Origin of the sequence: Xenorhabdus beddingii (genome assembly GCF_002127545.1) — a bacterium.
Lineage (GTDB): Bacteria > Pseudomonadota > Gammaproteobacteria > Enterobacterales > Enterobacteriaceae > Xenorhabdus > Xenorhabdus beddingii.
In genome coordinates this window covers 65899-89247 of record NZ_MUBK01000020.1, presented here as the reverse complement: position 1 = coordinate 89247, position 23349 = coordinate 65899, and the positions used below count along the sequence as shown (strand labels likewise).

Sequence of the window (23349 nt, the reverse complement as noted above, 5' to 3'; positions counted from 1 at the left end):
CAGACGTTGTTGTTCTGCCTCTGCTGCGGCGCGACGGGCGGCTTCTTCAGCCAGACGTTGTTGCTCTGCTTCTTCTGCGGCGCGACGGGCGGCTTCTTCAGCCAGACGTTGTTGCTCTGCTTCTGCTGCGGCGCGACGGACAGCTTCTTCAGCCAGACGTTGTTGTTCTGCTTCTGCTGCGGCGCGACGGGCGGCTTCTTCGGCCAGACGTTGTTGTTCTGCCTCTGCTGCGGCGCGACGGGCGGCTTCTTCAGCCAGACGTTGTTGCTCTGCTTCTTCTGCGGCGTGACGGGCGGCTTCTTCAGCCAGACGTTGTTGCTCTGCTTCTGCTGCGGCGCGACGGACAGCTTCTTCGGCCAGACGTTGTTGCTCTGCTTCTGCTGCGGCGCGACGGACAGCTTCTTCGGCCAGACGTTGTTGTTCTGCTTCTTCTGCGGCGCGACGGGCGGCTTCTTCGGCCAAACGTTGTTGCTCTGCTTCTTCTGCTGCGGCACGGGAGGCTTCTGCGGCCAGACGTTGTTGTTCTACTTCTTCTGCTGCGCGACGGGCGGCGTCTTCGGCAGCCAGTTTTTCTTGTTCAGCTTGTTCTTCTTGCGGGTTCTTATCTTGACGACCAAGTCCAAGCCAAGAAAGGAAACCTTTTTTTTTCTCTTTTGCCATCGGCCACTACACTCCTCGCGGTTAATTATGGCGTTATTAACAAATATGCCCACTGAGATAGGTTTTAACGGTGATAAAATCCAGTCTAACATTTTCATCACACCACAACACATATCTATCGCGGATTTCGTGGTAAATTAATCAATGGGTTTCTTCATTTTCACTCACTTTTTGTCTCCACTCAGTATTATTGAGTGATACCGGATGACAACTGCTTAAGTTATGTAAATTATGACCAAAAAACCACAGCGCGCGTCTTTAGGGCAAATTCGCATTATCGGCGGAAAATGGCGCGGCAGAAAATTGCCGGTTCCTGATAGCAACGGGCTACGTCCAACCACGGATCGTGTCCGTGAGACACTCTTTAACTGGCTTATGCCAACCATTCAGGGAGCTCGTTGTCTGGATTGTTTTTCAGGTAGCGGGGCGCTCGGATTTGAGGCTCTATCACGTTATGCAAGCCACGCAACGTTGATTGAATATGATCGCAATGTGGCGAAACAGTTATCAGCGAATTTAGTCTCGCTGAACGCTGAGAATGCCAATGTTGTGCAAGGTAATGCACTACAATATCTCAATGGGGAAGGAACACCGTTTAATGTGGTTTTTCTCGATCCTCCATTCCGTCAAGGCATGCTCACTGAAGCCATCCATTTACTGGAAGCCAATGGCTGGCTGGCAGCAGAAAGCTGGATTTATGTTGAGGCCGAATCAGAATCTGCTGCGTCAGAAGTTCCTGCAAACTGGCAATTACATAGGGAAAAGGTTGCCGGTCAAGTTGCCTATCGATTGTATACCCGCCACCCGTAATGGGGTGTCCGGCTTGCTTAAATACGATTTTGGAGTCGATGATGTTTATTCAATTAGGAAGAATTATCATGATTTTCGTTTGGGGGATCATGATCTTCAATTTGTTTTACCCTTTCCCGAAGCCATTAAGATACTTTATGGATATCGCCATGGTCTTCACCGTGGTCATGCACGCATTTCAATTACTGTTACTGACAAATTCCCAGCCTAAGGATCAAAAATTATCCGGTTTCCTCCAGACCAAGATTTTCTTTTTCGGTGTTTTTGAACTACTGGCTTGGCAGAAAAAGCAGCAGCAGAATAAAAAGCCGTAGAGCAGTCACTTTCCACCACGGACTATTTTATTAAATTTGACTCTGGAGTTAACTCCAGAGTGTAGAGTTAATCTTAACTAATCCAAATTAACTCTATTTGAGAGGTCGCCTATGTTATCCACCGACAAAAAACATAAGCAATCACAGCTCGATCTTCATGAAACAGGTCACGGTCATTCTCACCATTCTCATGATCATTCCCATAATCATGAACATGATGGGGCACATTGCTCACACGATCATGCCCATGCCATTCAGGATACGACACCCCTCGAATTAACGGCAAACCAGCGTTTCAATTGGATCATCAATGGCATGGATTGCCCAAGCTGCGCAGGGAAAATCGAGAATGCCGTCAGAAAACTCCCGGCAGCCAAACAGGTCAAGGTACTGTTTACAACAGAGAAACTGGTGGTCGATTCTGATGTCGATATTCGTTCTGCCGTCGAACAGGCCGTCAGGCAGGCTGGCTTTGAAATCAAGGAAGCAGATCCCGTATCCAAATTGCCTCCGGCAGCCAATCACTGGAAAACATTTTCCCCCATCCTTATTCTCGTCGTCTTGATGTTCATCAGTTGGGGAATCTCAAGCGTCAGTGCTCCCGCCGGGCAAATTGCTTTCATCATTACCACGCTCATTGGGTTATACCCCGTTGCAACCAAAGCCATCAAATTGATTCGCTCAGGGACTCCCTTCGCCATTGAAACATTGATGAGTGTTGCTGCCATCGGCGCCCTGTTCATTGATGCCACTGCTGAAGCTGCTATGGTCATTCTGCTCTTCAAGCTAGGAGAAGTGCTGGAATCCTATGCCGCCGGACGTGCCCGTCGGGGTGTCAGTGCCTTGATGGCATTGGTGCCTGACCAAGCCTTATTGGTTAAAAATGGACAAAAGAAAATCGTATCGGCAGCGGAACTGCGTTCTGGCGATATTATTGAGATAGCCCCAGGAGCCCGTTTGCCCACCGATGCCGAACTGCTCAGTCCATTTGCCAGTTTCGATGAAAGCGCCCTGACGGGGGAATCGGTTCCTGTTGAACGGTCACAGGGAGAAAAGGTGGCTGCGGGTTGCCTTTCTGTCGATAGTGCCGTACAGATGCAAGTGATTTCTGAACCGGGGCATAACGCCATTGACCGCATTCTCCAATTGATTGAGGAAGCAGAAGAGCGCCGTGCGCCCATTGAGCGCTTTATCGACCGATTCAGTCGCATCTATACCCCGCTGATTATCTTGTTCTCAGCACTGGTCGTCCTTCCCCCGCCGTTGTTGTTTGCCGGTTCGTGGGAAATGTGGATCTATCGGGGTCTGACCCTACTGTTGATTGGCTGTCCTTGCGCACTGGTTATTTCGACGCCTGCCGCGATTACTTCCGCACTGGCCGCAGCGACCCGCCGTGGTTCCCTGATCAAAGGCGGGGCGGCCTTAGAGCAACTGGGGGCCGTGACCACCATTGCACTGGATAAAACCGGAACCCTGACCGAAGGCAAGCCTCAGGTCACGGAGGTTGAACCCGTGGAGAGCATCAGCGCGGAAACCTTGCTGGCACTGGCCGGGGCGGTAGAAAGTGGCTCCCATCACCCATTGGCCAAAGCCATCCTTAACGCCGCAGAAAACAGGGGAGTGACAATTATCGAGGCGGAGCAGCGTAAGGCACTGGCCGGGATCGGCGTTGAAGGGCTATTGTCAGGACAGAGAATACTCGTCTCCTCCCCAGAGCGATTACCGGAAAATACGTTATCTGAGCATTGGAAGCAAAGAGTCACAGAACTGGAAAACCGGGGCAAAACGGCGGTTGCTGTCATGCAGGATAAACAGTTCATGGGGTTAATCGCCATGCAGGATACCTTGCGTCAGGATGCCATAGAGGCCATCCGCATCCTGAAAAAACAAGGTGTCGAGGCCGTTATGCTCACCGGGGATAATCCTCGTGCGGCGGCGGCGATTGCCGGTCAACTGGGTATCGATTATCGGGCAGGATTATTACCAGAAGATAAAGTGAAAGCAGTGACGGAGTTGAACAAGCAACATCACACCATGATGGTGGGTGATGGCATCAACGATGCTCCAGCGATGAAAGCAGCCAGTATCGGGGTTGCCATGGGCAGCGGAACGGATGTGGCATTGGAAACGGCGGATGCCGCGCTGACACACAATCGCCTGACCGGTTTACCTGAAATTATCGCACTGTCTCGCACAACCCATTACAACATCCGCCAAAATATCACGATTGCGTTAGGCTTAAAGGCCATATTCCTGATCACCAGTCTATTGGGCATCACCGGGCTATGGATGGCGGTTCTGGCTGATTCGGGCGCGACGGCATTGGTCACGGCAAACGCAATCCGGCTGCTGAGAGTGAAATCCCAGAAGTGATCATTTAAGAGAAATAAGAAATAGCAAAAAGTAACAAATTGAAAAGGTGCGAATGCGCACCTTTCCAAAATTACAATTACTCAAGATTGCTATTAAGGAAAAAAGAAAGATGGTATTCAGCGAGGTGATAATTGTGACTAAACACCATATTTAAAGCCTAGCACAGCCCTCTGTTTCTGCCAGTCAATGACGCGATATATTTCAATTTAAGCGATTTCTAAGCTCTTTCACTTTTTCTGAGCAAATACCGATAAGGTGTTTGCTCCGTCTCCTGCGCGATCAACGCATGATCCATAAAACGACAGAAGCCGGGAATATCGCGGGTTGTCGCCGGATCATCCGCGATGATCAATAAGGTCTGCCCGGCATTCATATGGCGGACGGTCTTACGTACCATCATGACGGGTTCCGGGCAACGTAATCCCAGCGTATCAAGTTTTTTGTCAGGATTGGCAAAAACATCGGACATAACAATCTCTGTAGGTTCAAACAATCTATGGCAGCGGATTATATTACAAAACATCGCCAACTGCCGTACTTTACTTTTCTTGTATAACCCACGTATGATTTATGTCCCCTGATTTTTCAGGTACGTTTATTTTTGGGTTCCCTTACCCCATTCACCAAAAAGGTACACTATGTTCCAATTGACCGCGCAGCAGCGGGCCTCGGCGTTGATCGGGCTTTCGCTTTTCCACATTCTGATCATTACTTCCAGTAACTATCTGGTGCAATTACCCATCTCTATTTTTGGTTTTCATACCACGTGGGGGGCATTTACCTTTCCCTTTATCTTTTTGGCGACCGACCTGACCGTGCGCATTTATGGTGCACCTCTGGCTCGCCGGATCATTACCTCCGTCATGCTCCCCGCTTTGTTGATCTCTTATCTGATTTCAGCGCTGTTTTTTCAGGGAACATGGCAAGGACTCGAAACATTGGGAACCTTTAACGTGTTGGTCGCCCGTATTGCAAGCGCCAGCTTTATGGCCTATGTGCTTGGTCAAATATTGGATGTCGGTGTCTTCAATCGCCTGCGCCAAAAAAGCCGCTGGTGGATAGCACCGGCTGCCGCCATGTTTTTCGGTAATATGCTCGACACGCTGGCCTTTTTCTTTATCGCGTTTTACCGCAGTACTGATGCGTTTATGGCAACGCATTGGGTAGAAATTGCCTTGGTGGATTATGCTTTCAAGCTGTTTATCTGTCTGCTTTTCTTCCTACCGGCGTATGGCATTCTGTTGAATTTAATCCTGAAATGCTTTTTCGCTCAAACCGCAGATAAAAAGCTGGCCAAAATCTAATGAGGGTTCCCCCGAATCGGGGGATCTTCCGGGAAAAGGGGTGTTTCGGAGCGCACATTTCCGGCTTTTATTCATCACTCCTCTGTATATTTTGTCGTATAGTACCGTATAGTATTGATGGACAGGCAAACACATAAATCGCCTGTGACCCGCCACATGCCAGTATTGTGACACCCATGCGTAGTTTCCAGTGAAGAAGGAATATCTCTTATGCTGAAAGTGATCCAGTCTCCATCCAAATATATCCAAGGGCCAGGTGCGCTATCTCACATTGGTCGATACACCAAAATGCTTGCTGACCACGTCTTCGTGATTGCCGATAATTTCGTGATGAGTCTTATTGGGGATACCGTCAGCAAAAGTCTGGAAGAACACGAAGTCACCAGCCACTTCGAAATCTTTAACGGTGAGTGCAGCCGGAGTGAAATTCAGCGTCTGTCGGCTATTCTGGGAAGTCATCAGTGTCAGGCTGTGATTGGGCTGGGGGGTGGAAAAAACCTTGATACCGCCAAAGCGATCGCTCACGAATCCAAAATTCCCGTGATTATTGCCCCTACCCTGGCTTCAACCGATGCCCCCACCAGCGCCCTTTCCGTCTTGTATACCGAACTGGGCGAATTCGACAGTTATCTGATTTACCCGCAAAACCCGAATATTGTGCTGATGGATACCAATATCATTGCCAAGGCACCGATTCGCCTGTTTGTGGCCGGCATGGGGGATGCGCTCGCCACCTATTTTGAGGCGCGAGCCAGTAGTTCTGCCCATAAACCCACTATGGCTGGCGGTGCAACATCCACCACAAGTTTGGCATTGGCCAAGTTGTGTTATGAAACCTTGCTGGCCGAAGGCTACAAAGCAAAACTTGCCGTGGAAGCCGGGGTCAGCACACCGGCGGTTGAAAATATTGTTGAGGCAAACACTTATCTCAGCGGCATCGGTTTTGAAAGTGCGGGTCTGGCTGCGGCTCATGCCATCCACAATGGTTTTACGGTGTTGGAAGAGTGTCACCATCTTTATCACGGAGAAAAAGTGGCATTCGGCACTCTGACACAATTGGTATTGGAAAACAGCTCAAGTGAAGAGCTGGAAACCGTGCTCGATTTCTGTGTACAGGTGGGTCTGCCAGTCACATTGGAACAACTGGGCTTGCGTGATAATGAAAAACTGCATCAAAAAATCATGCAGGTTGCCATAGCGAGCTGCGCTGGAGGGGAAACCATCCACAATATGCCATTTACCGTAACGCCAGAGCAGGTTTATGCCGCAATTTTGGCCGCTGACCGAATGGGGCAGGATTGGTTGTATTAAGTGATGGATGTGAGATTTTACCGCAATAAAACCGCCAAATAATGTTGCCTGTATAATACTTGAGCACCTATCATTGTGCACGTACAATGATAGGTACATCAATGTTGTGAGGTCATGAACATGCATATTATGAGCTATTCCGCCTTTCGGGCACATTTAGCCAGCATGCTTCTTAAAATAGATTCAAATATGATGAATGACATAACGCGTACTACGGCCACCAGCCTCAGTCTTTTCCAGACAACCAAGCTCTATCAGATGGTTTAAATGTCGGGTCGCGGTTGCCCGGCTGACTTTAGCAACTTTCTGATATTGGCTACTGTTAATACCTTGCTGAAAATCACCATCCAACATTCTATTCAGAACCTTGACCTGTTCTCCACTAAGCTGACTTTGATCGATACAACGCCAGAATCGGGTCTTTTTCACTGTATCATCAATTTGCTTTAATTTAGCAATAAGGGTGTCATTCAATGTTTGCAGAAACCATACCATCCAATCGGTAATATCCAAGCTATTGCGCTGAGTCTGTTCCAGTATTTCATAATATTGCTTGCGGCGTTCACAAATACTCACTGACATAGCATAAAACCGGATTGAACGGTTTTCTCCCTGCGCCAATACTAAATCAGTCAAGAAACGTGTAACACGTCCATTGCCATCCTCCAATGGATGTAATGTGACAAACCATAAGTGTATGATTGCTGCACGCAAGATAGGATCAAGATTCAGCTCGCAACGAGATTGATTGAACCATGCGATAAATTTTGCCATTTCCCCCTGCAATTTTTCGGCGGGTGGCGCTTCAAAATGAATAATAGGTTTATCTATTCTGCCAGAAATGACTTCCATTCCTCCATGCCGCAACTGCCCTCCCCTGATGGGATTAAACAAGGTGTAACCTTCGGGAAACATCAATTCATGCCATTTCAAAATACGTTCAAGCGTCAGTGGGTTGTCATATCTTTCCACCACATCACAAACAATTTCAGCCATACCATCGGATTGTTCGTCAGTTGGATAGGGTTTAGCTTCACTGATGCCTAATCGATTTGCCAATGAAGAACGAACGGATACCGCATTTAGCTTTTCACCTTCTATTTCGCAGGAATAGAGAATGTTGGCAAGAAGATTATCCAATGTCGCCTGCTCTATGTTTTCAGCGCCAGCTCTTCCCAACAATAACCCCTGATTAAAATGAATCTCCCGCAACAAAGGTGTCAGAACAGGCTCATTCCATTGAAAATCTGGCCAATTTTCTTGTTCCCATATCCACATTGAATTTCACCTTATGATGCCAAAAGTTGAACCATTCTACTCATGGAGTGAGGCAAATAACAACTCTATTCGCCTCACAAAATGAGGCGAATAGCCCACCTGTCCATTTTTTCCATGTGGCCCGGATTGTGATAAGCCACTTTAAGTAAAAACAATACACTGGATGGTTATCTTGAAAAACTTAATTCTTAATATCCTGTATATGCTTGCGTTTTAAGCATTCATTGGCATCTTGTGCATACACAGTCATCATATTGAAACGAGAGTTCCCAAAAGAGCATTTGGTATAACCTTTTTCCACCACAGTAGCGGTAAAGTAGATATTAAACACAATAGCCAATGCAATAAAAAACAGCGAGATACCAATAACCACTTTGAATATTTTATTAAAAATCTTACTGCCAGAGAGCCTGGATAATGGCAAAAATGTAAAAACTGCGGCGATGATAATCAAAGGGTAAGAAGCAACAGCAATTGCACTCAACGGTGAATATTCAATGATCTTGGGATATTGCAAATGACTAAGGATATTCTTTATAGAAACAGTAGATGGGTAGCATAAAAGAAACACCATTAATAATTTCCCACCTATATTGTCAAGTATATATTCCTTAATTTTTTTCATGTCTACCTAGGTTTCCACTCATTATTAAATGTCTAATCTGGGACACATTTCTTTCCTAAAAAGTATTCTCTGCTTACTTTTGATACTAAACCATAAAAAAGTAACCCTAAGTAAAATGAATAAATTTTAACCTAAAATAACTCTTTAGATATTGGAAAGCTACCATTTCTTAACGTGTAACAATTGCCCTTGCATTCCTAAATCAGAGGATATCTTTTTATGATTTTTCGCAATATCTCTTAAAAAATTATCCAATTTACCTGTTAAATCAAATTTTTTGTCTAGTTCATTAACTGCAATCACCAAAAAAATACCTATCGCTACGCCTATAATAAGGGATCCGGCTAAACTTACTGCCGCAATTTTAACTAATGTTCCTGCAGCTAGCTTAGAGGCTGAAGCGATAACTATGGTTTTTGCCATGTCCATAGTGATATTTGCAAATAATCTTACAGTATCTACTTCATCTTTAAATATAAATTCTAATGGTCGATATCCCAATGAAGTATAAACACTAAACTTCATTCCTTGGAGGATACTACTATTAGTTCCCATTTTACCGATACCAATTTGTGTTACTTCTGTATTACTCGGTCTATATCGAGTTCCATTCAAAATACGCCTAATCCCAGGATAACCAGTTATCTTAATATACTCCTTTCCTAATCTGTCCTTATAAGAAATGGCCTTGATTCCAAGAAACTTCAAGTTCGAGATAGCATCAAATGCTGAACGAAAACCTGTCACATTGGCAAGCTTACCGACATTCCTAATAGTTGCGTTGGTATCTTTCGCATTACCTAGATATGTAGTAGCTGTATCTATAACTCCTTCTATTTCTTTTCTATGATTGCGAATAATCCCCGAAAGATCCTCCCATATGTTATACGCATCCTGTGTGGAACAAAGAAAAATATGCTCATGATTACCTTCAAGGATTTCTTTTAGCCCTAAAGTTTCACTCAAATAAGGATGTTGTGGCCTTAATTGATTAATCGGCAATTTACCATTGAGATGATCAGCAAGATAGTCATAGATTGTCGCATTTCCATTTTTATTTCTATCATTCATTATATGCAGTCCATTAATATTTAAATAATTAATATATAATAGCCAATCCAGTAGAATTAATTAAGCTTTTTATCATTAAAATGACTTTGAATATAAAATATAGAAGATGTAAATACATAACACTGAAATTATCATTTAATGCAATAAATTAAACAGATAACTTATTCAAAATTTGTTTTACTACTCTTACATGAGAGAGCTTTAGCCATTATTCGCCTCACAAAATGAGGCGAATAGCCCACCTAATTGACTCACCCGTGGGATCTAGCTCCCTGAATCCACCGCCCGTGCCAGCAAACTTATCGGGTGTTCGCATTTTTTGCTGGTGGACATTTCTATCTGCCATTTACAGGTTTCGCAATCTGTAATGACCAAATCGACACCGCTTGCTTCAATCTGGCGAAATAAATTCGCGCCAATCCCTTGGGAAACGTCATAGTTTTCCGCCTTAAAGCCGTAAGTACCGGCAATACCGCAACATTGAGAATCAAGGATCATCAATTCAATGCCCGGAATGCGCTTGATCAATTCAATAGAGTAGGCCGCCCAGCCCATTTTTTCCATGTGGCACGGGGTGTGATAAGCCACTTTCAGCAGTGTAGGTTTCAAGGGTAAATCATGTCCTTTATCCAGCAGACGATAGAGATAGCGCGTGGCCAATTCCACGTGATCGCGCACAGGCCGGGTATCTACCTCTAAAATATGTGGATATTCATCGCGCAGGGTAAAGGTGCAACTGGATGAAGTCGCTACCACCGGGATTTGACGCTCTATGACGCTTTCGGTCAAAGAGGCCAGATTGACACGCGCCTGACGTTTTGCCTGTTCAATAAAGCCATTGGCGATCAGGGGGACACCACAGCATTTTTCCCGGGTCAGCAATTGGACGCCGATGCCTATCGCGTTAAAAACTTTCAGTAAATCCTTTCCCAATTGCGGATGATTGTAATTGACGAAGCAACCGTGAAAATAGGCCACGTGCTCCTTAAATTGCGATTGAATTTCCGCTTGTTTGCGATACCAACGGCGAAATGTCCCGAAGGAATATTTTGGCAGTTCGCGCCGATGGTCAATTTTTAAGGTTTTATCCAGCAGATGACGCATCGGTTTCAGACTGGTTACCGCGTTGACGACGGGCGCAAACGGAGTGGATAACGTTCCCATCAGATCCGTATGACTGAGGATGGCATCCCGCAGTTTAGGGCGGTGTGGATGGTAATTGGCTTTTGCCCGCTGGATGATGTCACCAATCTTCACATCAGAGGGACAGGCGACTTCACAACGTTTGCAATTGGTGCAGTATGTCAGCGCTTCATCATACAGTGCCGGATCTTTGAGACGCAGGCGCTCCCCATCAGGGCCAGCCTGTTTCGGCCCCGGATAGAGCGGGTTCACTTTGGCAACCGGGCAATAAGTTGTACATACAGTACATTTAATACAACTTTCAAAACTGTTGTCGAAAATACTCATTGCGTCACCTCCCCCCCGCTGATTTGCTCAGGCTGCCTCGATTTCCCGCTCTTGGGTTCCGTTACGGCCTCAGAAATAATCTGTTCAGCAACAAACAGGGCGCTCAGTAAAGAAACACCCGCACCACAACCTTCAGCCAGCGGGTCATATCCTCCCAATACCGATCCCGCTGCATAGAGGTTCGCGATCGCTTTGCCCGCTTTCAATGGCCGTAAATATTCATCCGTGTTGACACCAAATTTCAGGTAAGGCTGGGGGGCAAAGAGGTTTTGCCGCGTCCATTGCCCACGCGCAGGATTTTCCAGCAAATCCAGTCCCAGCAAGGGTTCATAAACGCGATCAAATTCGGTTTTCAGGCCATTATTGAAAAAGCTGCCGGTCGCCAAAACGACATGAGACGCCCGCAACGGAATATCACCATGATTTCGCGTGTAAACACCCGTAATGCGGTTATGCTCCATCTCTACGCCATTCACGGCATCCCCCACCATGACCATGCCGCCAAATTGATGGAATCGATCCCCCATCGCCTGATTGATACGGATGCCCAGCAAGGAAGGGGGTAATGTCGGCAGCAAATAAACGGGTTTTCCTACCTGTATCTGTAAGTTTTCGACGATTTGATCAGATTCCAGCCCGATACAAGCCGGTAAAATAATGGCATCATGCCCTTTCGACAGCCGACGAATTTCTTCTGCCAGCAAAGACCCATTTTCCGGTAAATCCAGCAGACGGGCGATATTCACCGCACGGAATTCACTCGGATTGTCACGTAATCTGTCCAGAATAGCTAAATGAACTTCTTGGGCTTGTGCTTTAATCCCCTGCTTTTGTAACGCACTGGCAACCATGTTGGGTTGAAAATCCAAAAATCCTTCAATACCGATGACGGCAACATTTTCCCAAGGCTGTTTTTTATAAGGCTGTTTTTTACAAGGAAATGGACATTCCAATTCGAGGGTGGGAACACGTGCCGGAGTTAACCATGTCATGCGCCGACGGCCAAGCGGCGTAATGCGATAGTGATTCTGTGAAGCCGATCCGGTCAGGGTTAATCCGCTTTCCCTCAGCAGCTCTTCCGCACGATAAATGAGCGAGGCCACCTTTTTTTCTCCAATGCGGCTATAAGGATGTGTCGGTGCCTGCTTCGCCAGTTCAGATAGGGCAGCCAAAGGATGGGTGACTTGACGGCCATCAGGCAAATGGGAGAGAAAATCCATCGAACCGGATGAAAAATAGAGTGCACTCTGACCAGCACTGACAATCGCACAGGACTTCCCGGCCTCCGCCAACCGGATGCCACACGCCAGTCCGGCTAATCCACTACCAATAATCACCACATCAAATTTCATCGTTGGCCTCCGCTGTTGGCAGGTTATTAATGGCTTCTTCGTCCAAGCCGCACAGTCCCTGATAAATCCAACGGGTAAATTCACTTTCCCGTAATGCATCTCCCCAAGCGATTGGACGAATGCCTTTCCAGCGCTCGTTGAGAAAATGCACCAATTGCTGTTCAGATTCCTGCCCGGTGGTGACACCAAGACGGTTGAGTAACCCTGCCGCACGGCAGGCACAAAGTTCTCCCTGACAAGTACCCATCCCAACCCGCGTCCGGCGACGTAAATCCAACAGGTTATTGACGGTTAAGGATTCGGTCGCATAACGGACTTCTCCCGCAGTGACCGCTTCACATTCGCATACCAAACTTTTGTCCAACCGTTCCGTACTCAACAAGTTGCCTACACGATCACCATGACGATATATGGCAGATCCACGAATGGGTGCCGGTAAGGCCACCGCCGTGCGCAATGTCTGCTCGGCGGTAGCCCATGAACCGGGCAAAGGCTCTTGCGCAGTCGTACAACTTGCGGTCACACCCAGTTTTTCGCAAACCTTGTCTGTCGCCCATTCCGCCATTAATCGATAGGTCATCAGTTTTCCGCCGGTAATGGTGATGAATCCTTCCAGGCCATCACGTTGAGCATGATCGAGCAGAACTATTCCACGGCTGACACTACGGCCAGAAGGATCATCATCACTGGCCACCAAAGGGCGCACCCCCGCATAGGCACGTAAAATGCGCGTTTTCGCCAGTTGAGGTGCCAGCCGTGATCCTTCACGGATCAAAATATCCACCTCTTCCGGTGTCACGAACATCTTGTCGATCTGATCATATTCAACACGCGTGGAGGTAGTCCCCACCAATGAAATGGTGTCACCGGGGACGAGAATATCGGCATCAGCCGGTTTGCGACAACGGTTGATCACCATGTTGTTGATCCGGTGCCCAAGGATCAGCAATGCTCCTTTTGCCGGGAACATCCGCACTTTCAAATCGGCATATTCCGCGATTTTTTGTCCCCAAATGCCGCCGGCATTGACCACAATCGGCGCATGAATGTCATACAGACAGGTATGTTGATGATCATAGACATGAACGCCGGTAATTTTGTCTCCTTGGCGGATCAATCCCATCACGTCATGATAGGTCAGTACTTGTGCCCCATGCTCTTTCGCATCCAGCATATTGGCAGCGGTTAACCGGAATGGATCGACGGTGCCATCGGGTACTCTCACTGCCCCGATTAAATCAGGATTCACCGCAGGCTCCAGACGCAGCGCCTGTTCTGGCTCCATTGCCTGTGCCTCAATTCCTGCTTTCTCACACGCCGAGATGAAAGTCTGCTGATAGTCCAAAGGATCTTCCGGCAAGGTAATAAACAAACCCTGCGTTTTTTCAATGCAATGGCGGGCAATGCGCTTGAGAATTCGGTTTTCTTTGATGCACTCTTTTGCCGATTCGCTATCCGTGACTGCATAACGCGCTCCACTATGCAGCAAACCATGATTACGCCCCGTCGCTCCGGTGGCAATATCATGACGTTCCAATAAAATGCAGCGTAAGCCACGGCGGGCACAATCCCTTGCAATTCCTGCACCGGTCGCGCCCCCGCCAATAATAATGACATCGGTTTCTGTTACAGGAGAGCCGTTCATTGGAGATGCTCCTCTTCCACTTCTGTGCCAGTCACGTATCCGGCCAGTCAATGTCTTGTTGGGATAGATTTGGGATAGCTAAAATATAGACAATGCCCCTGTTCTTTGTTTGATAAGGAACAATAACGAGCGAGAAACGCGCATGAGTTGACATAAAAAAGTCCATATCGTGATAAATATCACGCTTTGATGAACCGTTCAGGTCGCAAACAGAAATGAAAAAGGAGAATAAAAAACGGGCATGATCCCGTAGAAACATGCCCATGACAGTGATTAATCACTGTGATTAATGATGATTGATAATAAGCCCGTCATCTATTTTGTTGGCTCCGGTCAGACCGAATACTGTTTTTTGGCATTAATGACCCCCCTCCAATTCATGCCATCATCTCCTGCTAACGGTTTCATGCGACAGCCTCCTTCTTGAAGTGTTCTGACAAGGTAGCCGGTAAGAATCCGGCACCAATCAGATAGCGCAATATCTGATGGACATATTCAGCCGTTATTGTCGGGCAACGAATGTCACTTCCAGCCAGCCCTGACAACGTATTCCTCAACTCCAATTCAGGGTGAATTTCGTCGATATAGGCAGGGTCCAGTGCACGATAAGGTCTGCTGGTCATATCCCTGATCTGCGGGATCAAGGGATACAAGGGGTGCGTATCATCCAGCGTAAGGATCTGCTCTTTACCCTCATAAAACGGGACCGGGTTGAGAATGTAGCCAAAATCCTGCACCCAGTCGAAAAATTGCCGGGTAGAAATTTGTTCCGGGTTAAACAAATTAAAGAATTTTCCGTTGCATTCCGGTTGCCCGGAGATGTGCACCAGCGATGCCGCCACATAATCCACCGGCACAATATCCAGCAACAGAGCATGATCAGGATAAAAGCCCATGGTCAGATAACCCTTCAAGGATGCAACCAGATAATCATTGCCTTGTGCCGCGCCTGTGCGGGTGTGCCCAAGGATCAGGCCCGGACGGTAAATACTCACCGGCACGCCCCGTTTGCGGGCAATATTGATAATGCCCTCAGCTACCCACTTACTCCCCGAATAGCCGGAAGGATCACGCACTGATTCGCTCATGGCACGATCATCTTCCAGATAAGGACGAGGTGATTCGGTCGCAAACAGGGCGTTCACGGAAGAAACATAATGGAGATGTTTCAAACGTGCCGTACAGGCCAGCGCCAATGCGGTTCTGGTACTATCAACATTGATGTTTTTCAGCGCACTATAAGGATAGATGAAGTTAACCAGCGCCCCATTGTGATAAATAACATCAACACTTTCTGCAAGCTGAGTCCACGTCTCCGGGAGTAAACCAAAACGTGGCAGCCCTAAATCACCGATAACAAAATCCACACGCTCAAGCCCATGACCGACATCAATCCGGTAGTGTTTGAAGCCATCCCGGATTCTGTCGCGGGCATGCTGCTTATCCGATGCACGGCACAGGCAGATAACTCTGGCTGAGGTCTGTTTCAATAATTGCTCCAGCAAATGCAACCCAAGATATCCGGTCGCCCCTGTCAGCAATATCGTATCCGGTTGATACCAGTTGGCATGAATCAGCCCATCAGGACGCACACTTTCTTTCAGGTAGACATCATTCTCAAGCGTTTCAGCATGTTGACGAATTAACGCTTCACTATGATAAGTTCCCACGAATTGGGCAGGGTTAGCCTGATACGCAGCCCGTATTTCATCCAAAATGGCCGCAATTCTGGCCACTGTCGGTTCAACATAAATGCCGGCAATCGGTATCCTCAGTGAGAATGCGTTTTCAATATTTTCTATCATGCGGGCGACAAGGATAGAATTCCCGCCAATCTGGAAGAAATCATCCGTCACCCCGAAGGCGTCCGTCTCCAGTAAGTGGCACCAGATGGTATAAACACGTTTTTCAGTCTCTGTTTGCGGCTGTACTTTGTCATAACTGGCATTCAACCGTTCCGCAACGTCTTCCAACCGCTTTTGGTCTCTTTTGCCACTTTTTGCCAATTCAGCCAACCGGGAGGGAACATTGTCAAACCACGGTTCTAGTGCGGCCGTCATGCAACTGAGATGACTCTCTATTGCAGCCGCGCCAACAGGAGAAGATTTTTGCCCAGTAAATGCTGTGTGTAATATTGCCTTGTGTGTATGAGTATTCATAATGATGTTCTCATTCTGAGCCTCCTTTTTTCATCATTTTTTATGATGAATGGAGGCATCAATGCTGGTAGTCGTTATTTTTCAGTTTTGGTCTACATCACGCATTTATAAATACTTTATGAGACATAAACTGAATCATAAAAATAAACTGCAAAAAAATCATCAGTAATTTATCAAATATATTAATTAGTATTATTTTGTAATCTTAAATGAATTAAATAATCAATTTATATAAATCCAGTATTTCAGTGGAGGAACAGAATGTATTACGCCTATACAGCCTGAACACATCCAACTAACATATTGATATTACTTCTTTTAACTTATAAAACAGTTATCCGATACGGCATGTTAACTACGGTCATGAGCATGAATAACTATTTGTAGTAATATCTATTATTTTTGAATTTTAATTTCAAACACTTTATTTGTAATCCTGTTATAAAAAACGCCAGACAGGTAAATAAAAAGAAAATCACACACAAAAAATAAAATGTCATTTAAATGATGACATCAATGAAACTGTAAAAACAGCTTGAATTGAGACAATTTAATGCCACCGTCTACTTTATTAAATTACGTTAATACAACATCATAAATGACATCTCAAAATTGTAGAATCCATCCTTACTCCCTGCGGTGCGGGGAATCAGGGATCTTCAAGAGTTGAAATGTATCACTATTATAAAAAGGTATTTATTTATGCCGGTTATATTTATATGACTTTATGATGATTTACTGCGCCGGAAGAATTTCCCTGAAAATAATAAGCCTTTGCGTGATAAAGAACAGAAACGAACCTCAAACGTACAAAAATAACAAGCAAAGCCTTTTATTGTGACGAGCATCACAATAATATGAATAAATTGTATTTAAAAAACCCAGTAAATCACTCAAAATCGCCCACCTTGCGAAATTATATCTCTATGTTGGTGATACCTCACAGTTATATTATGTTGTTTTAGCTAATATTAGCTTCGATATAGAAAATATTTAGTAGAAATTTTTCGTTTAATATTATCACCGCTCAACGGTGGTAAGGCGCTCATACAAACGTCATGTGGAGACAAACATGTTAAGTATTTTTAAACCGGCTCCCCATAAAGCCCGGTTGCCTGCGCAAGAAGTAGATCCACTCTATCGTCGCTTGCGCTGGCAAATTTTTATGGGGATCTTTTTTGGCTATGCAGCCTACTATCTGGTCAGGAAAAACTTTGCCTTGGCAATGCCTTATTTGATAGAACAAGGCTTCTCCAGAGGTGATCTGGGTTTCGCCCTGTCAGGTATTTCAATTGCATACGGATTCTCGAAATTCATCATGGGTTCCGTATCCGACCGCTCGAATCCGCGTGTTTTCTTACCTGCGGGTCTAATACTGGCGGCGGCGGTCATGCTGTTTATGGGCTTCGTACCGTGGGCAACATCCAGTATTGCTATTATGTTTGTTCTGTTGTTCCTCTGCGGCTGGTTCCAGGGTATGGGCTGGCCTCCCTGCGGACGCACGATGGTTCACTGGTGGTCACAGAAAGAGCGTGGGGGGATTGTTTCTGTCTGGAACTGTGCCCATAACGTTGGCGGTGGTCTGCCTCCATTATTGTTCCTGCTGGGGATGGCTTGGTTCAATGACTGGAAAGCCGCACTGTATATGCCGGCATTTGCGGCTATCCTCGTGGCTATCATTATTTTCTCTTTGATGCGCGACACCCCGCAATCTTGTGGTTTACCGCCAATCGAAGAGTACAAAAATGACTATCCACCGGATTACACAGAAAAAGATGAAAGCGAACTGACGGCAAAAGAGATTTTCATGCAGTACATTCTGCCGAATAAATTGCTGTGGATGATCGCGATTGCCAACGTATTCGTTTATTTGTTGCGTTACGGCATCCTCGACTGGTCACCGACTTATTTGAGAGAAGTGAAGCATTTTGCGTTGGATAAATCGTCCTGGGCTTACTTCCTGTATGAGTATGCCGGTATTCCGGGTACGCTGCTGTGTGGCTGGATGTCTGACAAAGTGTTCAAAGGCAACCGGGGTGCAACGGGTGTCTTCTTTATGATACTGGTGACTATCGCCACAGTCATATTCTGGATGAACCCGGCAGGAAACCCAAATGTCGATATGATCTGCATGTTGGTTATCGGCTTCCTGATTTATGGCCCGGTGATGCTGATTGGCCTGCACGCTCTTGAACTGGCACCGAAAAAAGCCGCCGGAACAGCCGCCGGTTTTACCGGTTTATTTGGCTATCTGGGGGGGTCTGTGGCAGCCAGCGCCATCGTGGGTTACACCGTTGACTTCTTCGGTTGGGATGGCGGCTTTATGATTATGATCGGCGGCAGCGCGCTGGCGGTTATTCTGCTGTTGTTCGTTATGTTAAGTGAAAAGAAACACAAGCAGGAAATAGCACGCCTGAATCCGTAACATGGGTTACGATACACGCGGATTAATAACCCTATAAATAGCAGTGCAATATCGCAGTACAATGAACGTTGTACTGCGATTTCTCAATAAACCCAGTTGATACCCGTCTATTTATACCCAAATTATACCCAAAATAATTCGAGTTGCCGCGCGGCAGCAAGAGCGTTATTCCATGGCAATGAACGCCCCCTCCCCTTTTTTGATTGAAAAACATTCAACAAGAAATTATTTTCAACCCGAAAAACAAGGTTCAAAATGGTACGCCATGTTTCTATTCATTAAATGATAATAAAAAATGACATATTGTCATTGTTTCGGCTTTCAATTTGGGCTTACTGCGTTTATTATGCGCGCTTCGTAATTTCAACCGGCGCCACTGGCTTTGAGCTTTAGCGGAGAAATGATGCCTCCCGCTAGCTGACACAGTCTTTTCCCGTGGCGGTTCTATCTGCATTATTCCAAGGGATAGATGATAGCATAAATGACTGAGAATACCTCTCTGACACCACTCGTTGAACTGAAAGCCTTGAGTAAGGGCTTCGACGGTAAACAAGTTATTTCACAGCTCGATCTGACCATCAACAATGGCGAATTCCTGACCATTCTTGGCCCATCCGGTTGTGGCAAAACCACCGTACTCCGCCTGATTGCTGGGCTGGAAGAGGCGGGCTGCGGCAAAATTTTACTGGAAGGACAGGATATTACTGATATTCCTGCCGAGCACCGCCATGTTAATACGGTCTTCCAAAGTTATGCCTTATTCCCCCACATGACCGTATTTGAAAACGTCGCTTTTGGCCTTCGAATGCAGAAAACACCGGAAAAAGAGATGACTCCGCGTGTTGAGGAAGCATTGCGCATGGTTCAGCTTGAAGCGTTTGCCCAGCGCAAACCCGCCCAGCTTTCCGGCGGTCAACAGCAGCGTGTGGCGATTGCCCGTGCGGTTGTGAATAAACCCAAAGTCCTGTTGCTGGATGAATCCCTGTCCGCGCTCGATTACAAGTTACGCAAGCAGATGCAAAATGAGCTGAAAGCGCTCCAGCGCAAGCTCGGCATTACCTTTATCTTCGTGACCCATGATCAGGAAGAAGCCCTGGTCATGTCAGACCGCATTGTGGTTATGCGTGATGGACGTATCGAACAGGATGGCTCTCCGCGTGAAATTTATGAAGAGCCGAAAAACCTGTTTGTTGCCCGCTTTATCGGCGAAATCAATATCTTTGATGCCGAAGTGTTGCATCGTATTGATGAACAGCGGATACGCGCGAATGTCGAAGGCCACGAGTGTGATATTTTCACTTCGCTGCCGGTGACCGTCGGGCAAACGCTGAAAGTATTGCTGCGCCCGGAAGACCTGCGCGTGGAAGAGATCAATAACGGTGAGCAGGTTTCGGGTTTGATTGGTTATGTCCGTGAACGTAACTACAAGGGAATGACACTGGATTCAGTGGTCGAAATGGAAAATGGCAAGATGGTGATGGTCAGTGAATTCTTCAATGAAGATGATCCTGATGTTGACCATTCCCTAAACCAGAAGATCGCCGTCACTTGGGTAGAAAGCTGGGAGGTTGTGCTGATCGATGAAGAAGACGCGTAAGCTATTCCAGAATATCGTTATTACGGGCGTGGTGTCGTGGCTGATGCTGTTCGTCTTTCTGCCGAACCTGATGATCATCGGAACCAGCTTCCTGACCCGTGATGATGCCAATCTGGTACAGATGGTATTTTCGCTGGACAACTACACGCGATTGTTCGATCCATTGTACGCCGAAGTGTTGCTGCACTCGCTGAATATGGCGATTGTGGCGACATTGTGCTGTCTGGTGATTGGCTATCCGTTCGCTTTTTTTCTGGCACGTATGCCGAAGAAACTGCGTCCGCTCATGCTGTTCCTGCTGATTGTACCGTTCTGGACGAACTCATTAATCCGTATTTATGGCTTGAAGATGTTCCTCAGTACCCGTGGCTATTTGAATGATTTTCTGCTGTGGGGCGGGATTATCGATAAACCGTTGCGCATTATGTATACCCCCGAAGCGGTTGTGCTGGGGCTGGTTTATATCTTGCTGCCCTTTATGGTGATGCCACTCTATTCCAGTATTGAGAAGCTGGATAATGCTTGTCTGGAAGCGGCGCGCGATTTAGGTGCCGGGAAATTGCAGACCTTTATCCGCATTATCGTCCCCCTGACGATGCCGGGCATTATTGCCGGTTGTTTGCTGGTATTGCTGCCCGCGATGGGGCTGTTCTACGTGGCTGACCTGATGGGTGGCGCGAAGAACCTGCTGATCGGTAACGTGATTAAGAGCCAATTCCTGAATATCCGCGACTGGCCGTTTGGGGCGGCGACCAGCATCTGTTTGACGCTGGTCATGGGGCTGATGCTGTTGGTTTACTATCGTGCGGCTAAGCTGCTGAACAAGAAGGTAGAACTGGAATGATCGGACGCCTTTTGCGCGGGGGTTTCATGACCCTCGTTTATGCTTATCTGTATATCCCAATGATTATTCTGCTGGTCAGCTCGTTTAACCAGTCACGCTTTGGCGTTAGCTGGCAGGGTTTTACCACCGAGTGGTACAGTCTGTTGTTCTCCAATGACAGCCTGCTGCAAGCGGCAGGCCACTCACTGACGATGGCAGTAGCCTCCGCCACGTTTGCCACGTTGATAGGCTCCCTGACGGCGGTAGCACTGTATCGTTACTCGTTCCGCGGCAAAAAATTTGTTGGCGGGATGCTGTTTGTGGTGATGATGTCGCCGGATATTGTCATGGCGATTTCATTACTGGTGCTGTTTATGCTGCTCGGCATCTCACTTGGGTTCTGGTCACTGCTGTTTTCGCATATTACTTTCTGTTTGCCGTTTGTGGTTGTCACGGTTTATTCCCGCCTGAAAGACTTCGACGTCAAAATGCTGGAAGCGGCGCGCGATTTGGGCGCCGGGGAATTAACCATCCTGCGTAAAATCATCCTGCCGCTGGCGATGCCGGCAGTCATGGCGAGTTGGCTGCTGAGCTTTACGTTGTCGATGGATGATGTGGTGGTTTCCTCATTCGTAACGGGGCCAAGTTATGAAATCCTGCCACTCAAGATCTATTCGATGGTAAAAGTCGGGGTTTCGCCGGAAGTGAACGCATTGGCAACGATTTTGTTACTTATGTCGCTGGTTTTGGTATTGATTAGCCAATTTGTGATGCGTGATCGCACAGGTAAATCTTAATCTTCTTTTAAGCGTGGTTGCAGGTTGACCACGCTTGCTTCTCATCAATTGTTGTACCTTTTCCCCAATCAATCAGAATTTCTTTCGTAACCGTTAATTCAGCAAGAAATAAGTCACTTTACCCCATGAAATGTCGCTCCTATAATAGCCGTTTTTTGGGGGGTAGGTTCAAGCGAAACCTATATACGATACTAACGCACTAACTGTGTGGAAAACATAACATGAAAAAGTGGTTTTATCTGTTAGCCGCTGGGATGATGGCATTAAGTATGGTTCCGGTGAATGCCGTTGCCGCTAATGATGGCAAGACGCTGTATTTCTACAACTGGACTGAATACGTTCCGCCTGGTTTGCTCAACCAGTTCACCAAAGAAACAGGGATTAAGGTGATTTATTCTACCTATGAATCCAATGAGAGCATGTACACCAAGCTGAAAACCTATAAAGACGGCGCTTATGATTTAGTGGTTCCATCCACTTACTTTGTCTCAAAAATGAGTAAAGAAGGGATGCTGCACAAAATCGACACAAGCAAACTGAGCAACTTCCATAATCTCGATCCTAATTTGCTGCATAAATCTTTTGACCCGAATAACGATTATTCGATCCCTTATATTTGGGGAGCCACGGCAATTGGCGTCAACAACGAGAATGTTGATCCCAAAAACTTCACCTCCTGGGCGGATTTTTGGAAACCTGACTACAAAAACAGCATAGTCCTGACTGACGATGCCCGTGAAGTCTTCCAGATGGCATTGTTGAAGTTAGGTTATTCCGGCAATACCACCGATCCGAAAGAGATTGAAGCGGCTTATCAGGAACTGAGAAAACTGGTGCCAAACGTACTGGCATTTAACTCTGACAACCCAGCCAATCCATTTATGGAAGGTGAGGTTGATATCGGTATGATGTGGACGGGTTCAGCTTATGTGGCTCGTCAGGCTGGCACACCCGTTGATATTATCTGGCCGAAAGAAGGCGGGATTTTCTGGATGGACAGTCTGGCAATCCCTGCCAATGCCAAGAATATTGAAGGCGCCATGAAGCTGATTAACTTCCTGTTGCGTCCAGAAATTGCGGCGCAAGTTGCCAAGAAAATTGGTTATCCAACCCCGAATCTGGCCGCGAAAAAATTACTGCCGAAAGAAATGACAGAAGATAAATCTCTGTATCCCGATGAAGCGGTGATCCAAAAAGGGGAGTGGCAGAATGATGTTGGCAACGCCAATATCCTGTACGAAGAATACTTCCAAAAACTTAAAGCAGGTCAGTGACCTGAATTCACATTGAATTATTGTGGAGTCAGCATTGCTGACCCCACATAGTTCATCTGGT

General features: G+C 46.6%; 18 protein-coding genes and 1 pseudogene. 10 read left to right on the top strand and 9 right to left on the bottom strand.

What is annotated here, in order from left to right:
* Window positions 1-660, bottom strand: a pseudogene (locus tag Xbed_RS12630) (signal recognition particle-docking protein FtsY); the annotation flags it as partial.
* A gap of 231 nt (window positions 661-891) precedes the next feature.
* On the opposite strand from Xbed_RS12630, the gene rsmD reads away from it, so the two are divergent.
* The 3 genes from rsmD (at window position 892) to Xbed_RS12615 (ending at window position 4157) form a co-directional block, all read left to right on the top strand.
* Window positions 892-1470, top strand: a complete 579-nt coding sequence (rsmD, locus tag Xbed_RS12625; protein ID WP_086113272.1) for a 16S rRNA (guanine(966)-N(2))-methyltransferase — start codon at window positions 892-894, stop codon at window positions 1468-1470.
* A 41-nt stretch (window positions 1471-1511) separates the two neighbouring features.
* Window positions 1512-1784, top strand: coding sequence for a DUF1145 family protein (locus Xbed_RS12620; RefSeq protein ID WP_086113271.1), 273 nt, complete (start codon window positions 1512-1514; stop codon window positions 1782-1784).
* Between the two features lie 111 nt (window positions 1785-1895).
* Window positions 1896-4157 carry a zinc/cadmium/mercury/lead-transporting ATPase gene (locus tag Xbed_RS12615; RefSeq protein ID WP_086113270.1) on the top strand — a complete coding sequence of 754 codons (2262 nt, stop codon included), beginning with the start codon at window positions 1896-1898 and terminating at the stop codon, window positions 4155-4157.
* A gap of 217 nt (window positions 4158-4374) precedes the next feature.
* On the opposite strand, the gene tusA is transcribed toward Xbed_RS12615, so the two are convergent.
* Complete coding sequence (gene tusA / locus Xbed_RS12610) at window positions 4375-4626, bottom strand: sulfurtransferase TusA (RefSeq protein ID WP_086113269.1); 252 nt, start codon at window positions 4624-4626, stop codon at window positions 4375-4377.
* A 169-nt stretch (window positions 4627-4795) separates the two neighbouring features.
* Between tusA and Xbed_RS12605 the strand changes: the two genes are divergently transcribed.
* Together Xbed_RS12605 and Xbed_RS12600 are read left to right on the top strand one after the other, a co-directional pair.
* Window positions 4796-5461, top strand: a complete 666-nt coding sequence (locus Xbed_RS12605) for a 7-cyano-7-deazaguanine/7-aminomethyl-7-deazaguanine transporter (RefSeq protein ID WP_086113268.1) — start codon at window positions 4796-4798, stop codon at window positions 5459-5461.
* A gap of 210 nt (window positions 5462-5671) precedes the next feature.
* Entirely contained in the window at window positions 5672-6772 is a 1101-nt protein-coding gene (locus Xbed_RS12600) for a glycerol dehydrogenase (RefSeq protein ID WP_086113267.1), read from the top strand.
* A gap of 183 nt (window positions 6773-6955) precedes the next feature.
* Here Xbed_RS12600 and Xbed_RS12595 read toward each other — a convergent pair whose 3' ends face one another.
* From Xbed_RS12595 to Xbed_RS12565, 7 genes are all read right to left on the bottom strand, one after another.
* A complete protein-coding gene (locus tag Xbed_RS12595; protein ID WP_086113266.1) occupies window positions 6956-8050 on the bottom strand; it encodes a Fic family protein in 1095 nt (364 codons plus the stop codon).
* Between the two features lie 181 nt (window positions 8051-8231).
* Window positions 8232-8675: a hypothetical protein gene (locus Xbed_RS12590; protein WP_086113265.1), complete on the bottom strand. Its 444-nt coding sequence runs from the start codon at window positions 8673-8675 to the stop codon at window positions 8232-8234.
* 159 nt (window positions 8676-8834) lie between these two features.
* Window positions 8835-9746 carry a hypothetical protein gene (locus Xbed_RS12585; protein WP_086113264.1) on the bottom strand — a complete coding sequence of 304 codons (912 nt, stop codon included), beginning with the start codon at window positions 9744-9746 and terminating at the stop codon, window positions 8835-8837.
* A gap of 264 nt (window positions 9747-10010) precedes the next feature.
* Window positions 10011-11216 (bottom strand): anaerobic glycerol-3-phosphate dehydrogenase subunit GlpC, encoded by a 1206-nt coding sequence (gene glpC / locus Xbed_RS12580; RefSeq protein ID WP_086113263.1) that lies wholly within the window; start codon window positions 11214-11216, stop codon window positions 10011-10013.
* On the bottom strand, window positions 11213-12568 hold the full coding sequence (gene glpB / locus Xbed_RS12575) for a glycerol-3-phosphate dehydrogenase subunit GlpB (protein ID WP_086113262.1): 1356 nt from the start codon (window positions 12566-12568) through the stop codon (window positions 11213-11215). Before glpB ends, glpC begins: the two co-directional genes overlap by 4 nt.
* On the bottom strand, window positions 12558-14213 hold the full coding sequence (gene glpA / locus Xbed_RS12570) for an anaerobic glycerol-3-phosphate dehydrogenase subunit A (RefSeq protein ID WP_086113261.1): 1656 nt from the start codon (window positions 14211-14213) through the stop codon (window positions 12558-12560). Before glpA ends, glpB begins: the two co-directional genes overlap by 11 nt.
* A 404-nt stretch (window positions 14214-14617) precedes the next feature.
* Window positions 14618-16372 (bottom strand): thioester reductase domain-containing protein, encoded by a 1755-nt coding sequence (locus Xbed_RS12565; protein WP_244182488.1) that lies wholly within the window; start codon window positions 16370-16372, stop codon window positions 14618-14620.
* 1072 nt (window positions 16373-17444) lie between these two features.
* Here Xbed_RS12565 and glpT point away from each other — a divergent pair.
* The 5 genes from glpT to potD all read left to right on the top strand — a co-directional run bounded on the left by glpT (window position 17445) and on the right by potD (window position 23288).
* Window positions 17445-18797, top strand: a complete 1353-nt coding sequence (glpT, locus tag Xbed_RS12560) for a glycerol-3-phosphate transporter (protein ID WP_086113260.1) — start codon at window positions 17445-17447, stop codon at window positions 18795-18797.
* 481 nt (window positions 18798-19278) lie between these two features.
* The gene (potA, locus tag Xbed_RS12555; RefSeq protein WP_086113259.1) at window positions 19279-20394 is read left to right on the top strand and encodes a spermidine/putrescine ABC transporter ATP-binding protein PotA; all 1116 of its coding nucleotides are present in this window, start codon (window positions 19279-19281) and stop codon (window positions 20392-20394) included.
* Window positions 20378-21238 carry a spermidine/putrescine ABC transporter permease PotB gene (gene potB, locus Xbed_RS12550; protein WP_086113258.1) on the top strand — a complete coding sequence of 287 codons (861 nt, stop codon included), beginning with the start codon at window positions 20378-20380 and terminating at the stop codon, window positions 21236-21238. The genes potA and potB overlap by 17 nt, the downstream gene beginning before the upstream one ends.
* Window positions 21235-22014, top strand: coding sequence for a spermidine/putrescine ABC transporter permease PotC (gene potC / locus Xbed_RS12545; protein WP_086113257.1), 780 nt, complete (start codon window positions 21235-21237; stop codon window positions 22012-22014). The genes potB and potC overlap by 4 nt, the downstream gene beginning before the upstream one ends.
* A gap of 221 nt (window positions 22015-22235) precedes the next feature.
* A complete protein-coding gene (potD, locus tag Xbed_RS12535) occupies window positions 22236-23288 on the top strand; it encodes a spermidine/putrescine ABC transporter substrate-binding protein PotD (RefSeq protein WP_086113256.1) in 1053 nt (350 codons plus the stop codon).
* The last annotated feature ends 61 nt before the right edge of the window (window positions 23289-23349 follow it).

What these genes read in the sequence shown, in the direction of transcription:
- Xbed_RS12620 (WP_086113271.1), top strand. Translation starts at nt 1,512, where the DNA reads ATGTTTATTCAATTAGGAAGAATTATCATGATTTTCGTTTGGGGGATC.
- Xbed_RS12585 (WP_086113264.1), bottom strand. Translation starts at nt 9,746, where the DNA reads ATGAATGATAGAAATAAAAATGGAAATGCGACAATCTATGACTATCTT.
- glpT (WP_086113260.1), top strand. Translation starts at nt 17,445, where the DNA reads ATGTTAAGTATTTTTAAACCGGCTCCCCATAAAGCCCGGTTGCCTGCG.
- potB (WP_086113258.1), top strand. Translation starts at nt 20,378, where the DNA reads ATGAAGAAGACGCGTAAGCTATTCCAGAATATCGTTATTACGGGCGTG.
- Xbed_RS12565 (WP_244182488.1), bottom strand. Translation starts at nt 16,372, where the DNA reads ATGAATACTCATACACACAAGGCAATATTACACACAGCATTTACTGGG.
- Xbed_RS12605 (WP_086113268.1), top strand. Translation starts at nt 4,796, where the DNA reads ATGTTCCAATTGACCGCGCAGCAGCGGGCCTCGGCGTTGATCGGGCTT.
- tusA (WP_086113269.1), bottom strand. Translation starts at nt 4,626, where the DNA reads ATGTCCGATGTTTTTGCCAATCCTGACAAAAAACTTGATACGCTGGGA.
- Xbed_RS12615 (WP_086113270.1), top strand. Translation starts at nt 1,896, where the DNA reads ATGTTATCCACCGACAAAAAACATAAGCAATCACAGCTCGATCTTCAT.
- glpC (WP_086113263.1), bottom strand. Translation starts at nt 11,216, where the DNA reads ATGAGTATTTTCGACAACAGTTTTGAAAGTTGTATTAAATGTACTGTA.
- glpB (WP_086113262.1), bottom strand. Translation starts at nt 12,568, where the DNA reads ATGAAATTTGATGTGGTGATTATTGGTAGTGGATTAGCCGGACTGGCG.
- Xbed_RS12590 (WP_086113265.1), bottom strand. Translation starts at nt 8,675, where the DNA reads ATGAAAAAAATTAAGGAATATATACTTGACAATATAGGTGGGAAATTA.
- Xbed_RS12595 (WP_086113266.1), bottom strand. Translation starts at nt 8,050, where the DNA reads ATGTGGATATGGGAACAAGAAAATTGGCCAGATTTTCAATGGAATGAG.
- rsmD (WP_086113272.1), top strand. Translation starts at nt 892, where the DNA reads ATGACCAAAAAACCACAGCGCGCGTCTTTAGGGCAAATTCGCATTATC.
- potC (WP_086113257.1), top strand. Translation starts at nt 21,235, where the DNA reads ATGATCGGACGCCTTTTGCGCGGGGGTTTCATGACCCTCGTTTATGCT.
- potD (WP_086113256.1), top strand. Translation starts at nt 22,236, where the DNA reads ATGAAAAAGTGGTTTTATCTGTTAGCCGCTGGGATGATGGCATTAAGT.
- glpA (WP_086113261.1), bottom strand. Translation starts at nt 14,213, where the DNA reads ATGAACGGCTCTCCTGTAACAGAAACCGATGTCATTATTATTGGCGGG.
- Xbed_RS12600 (WP_086113267.1), top strand. Translation starts at nt 5,672, where the DNA reads ATGCTGAAAGTGATCCAGTCTCCATCCAAATATATCCAAGGGCCAGGT.
- potA (WP_086113259.1), top strand. Translation starts at nt 19,279, where the DNA reads ATGACTGAGAATACCTCTCTGACACCACTCGTTGAACTGAAAGCCTTG.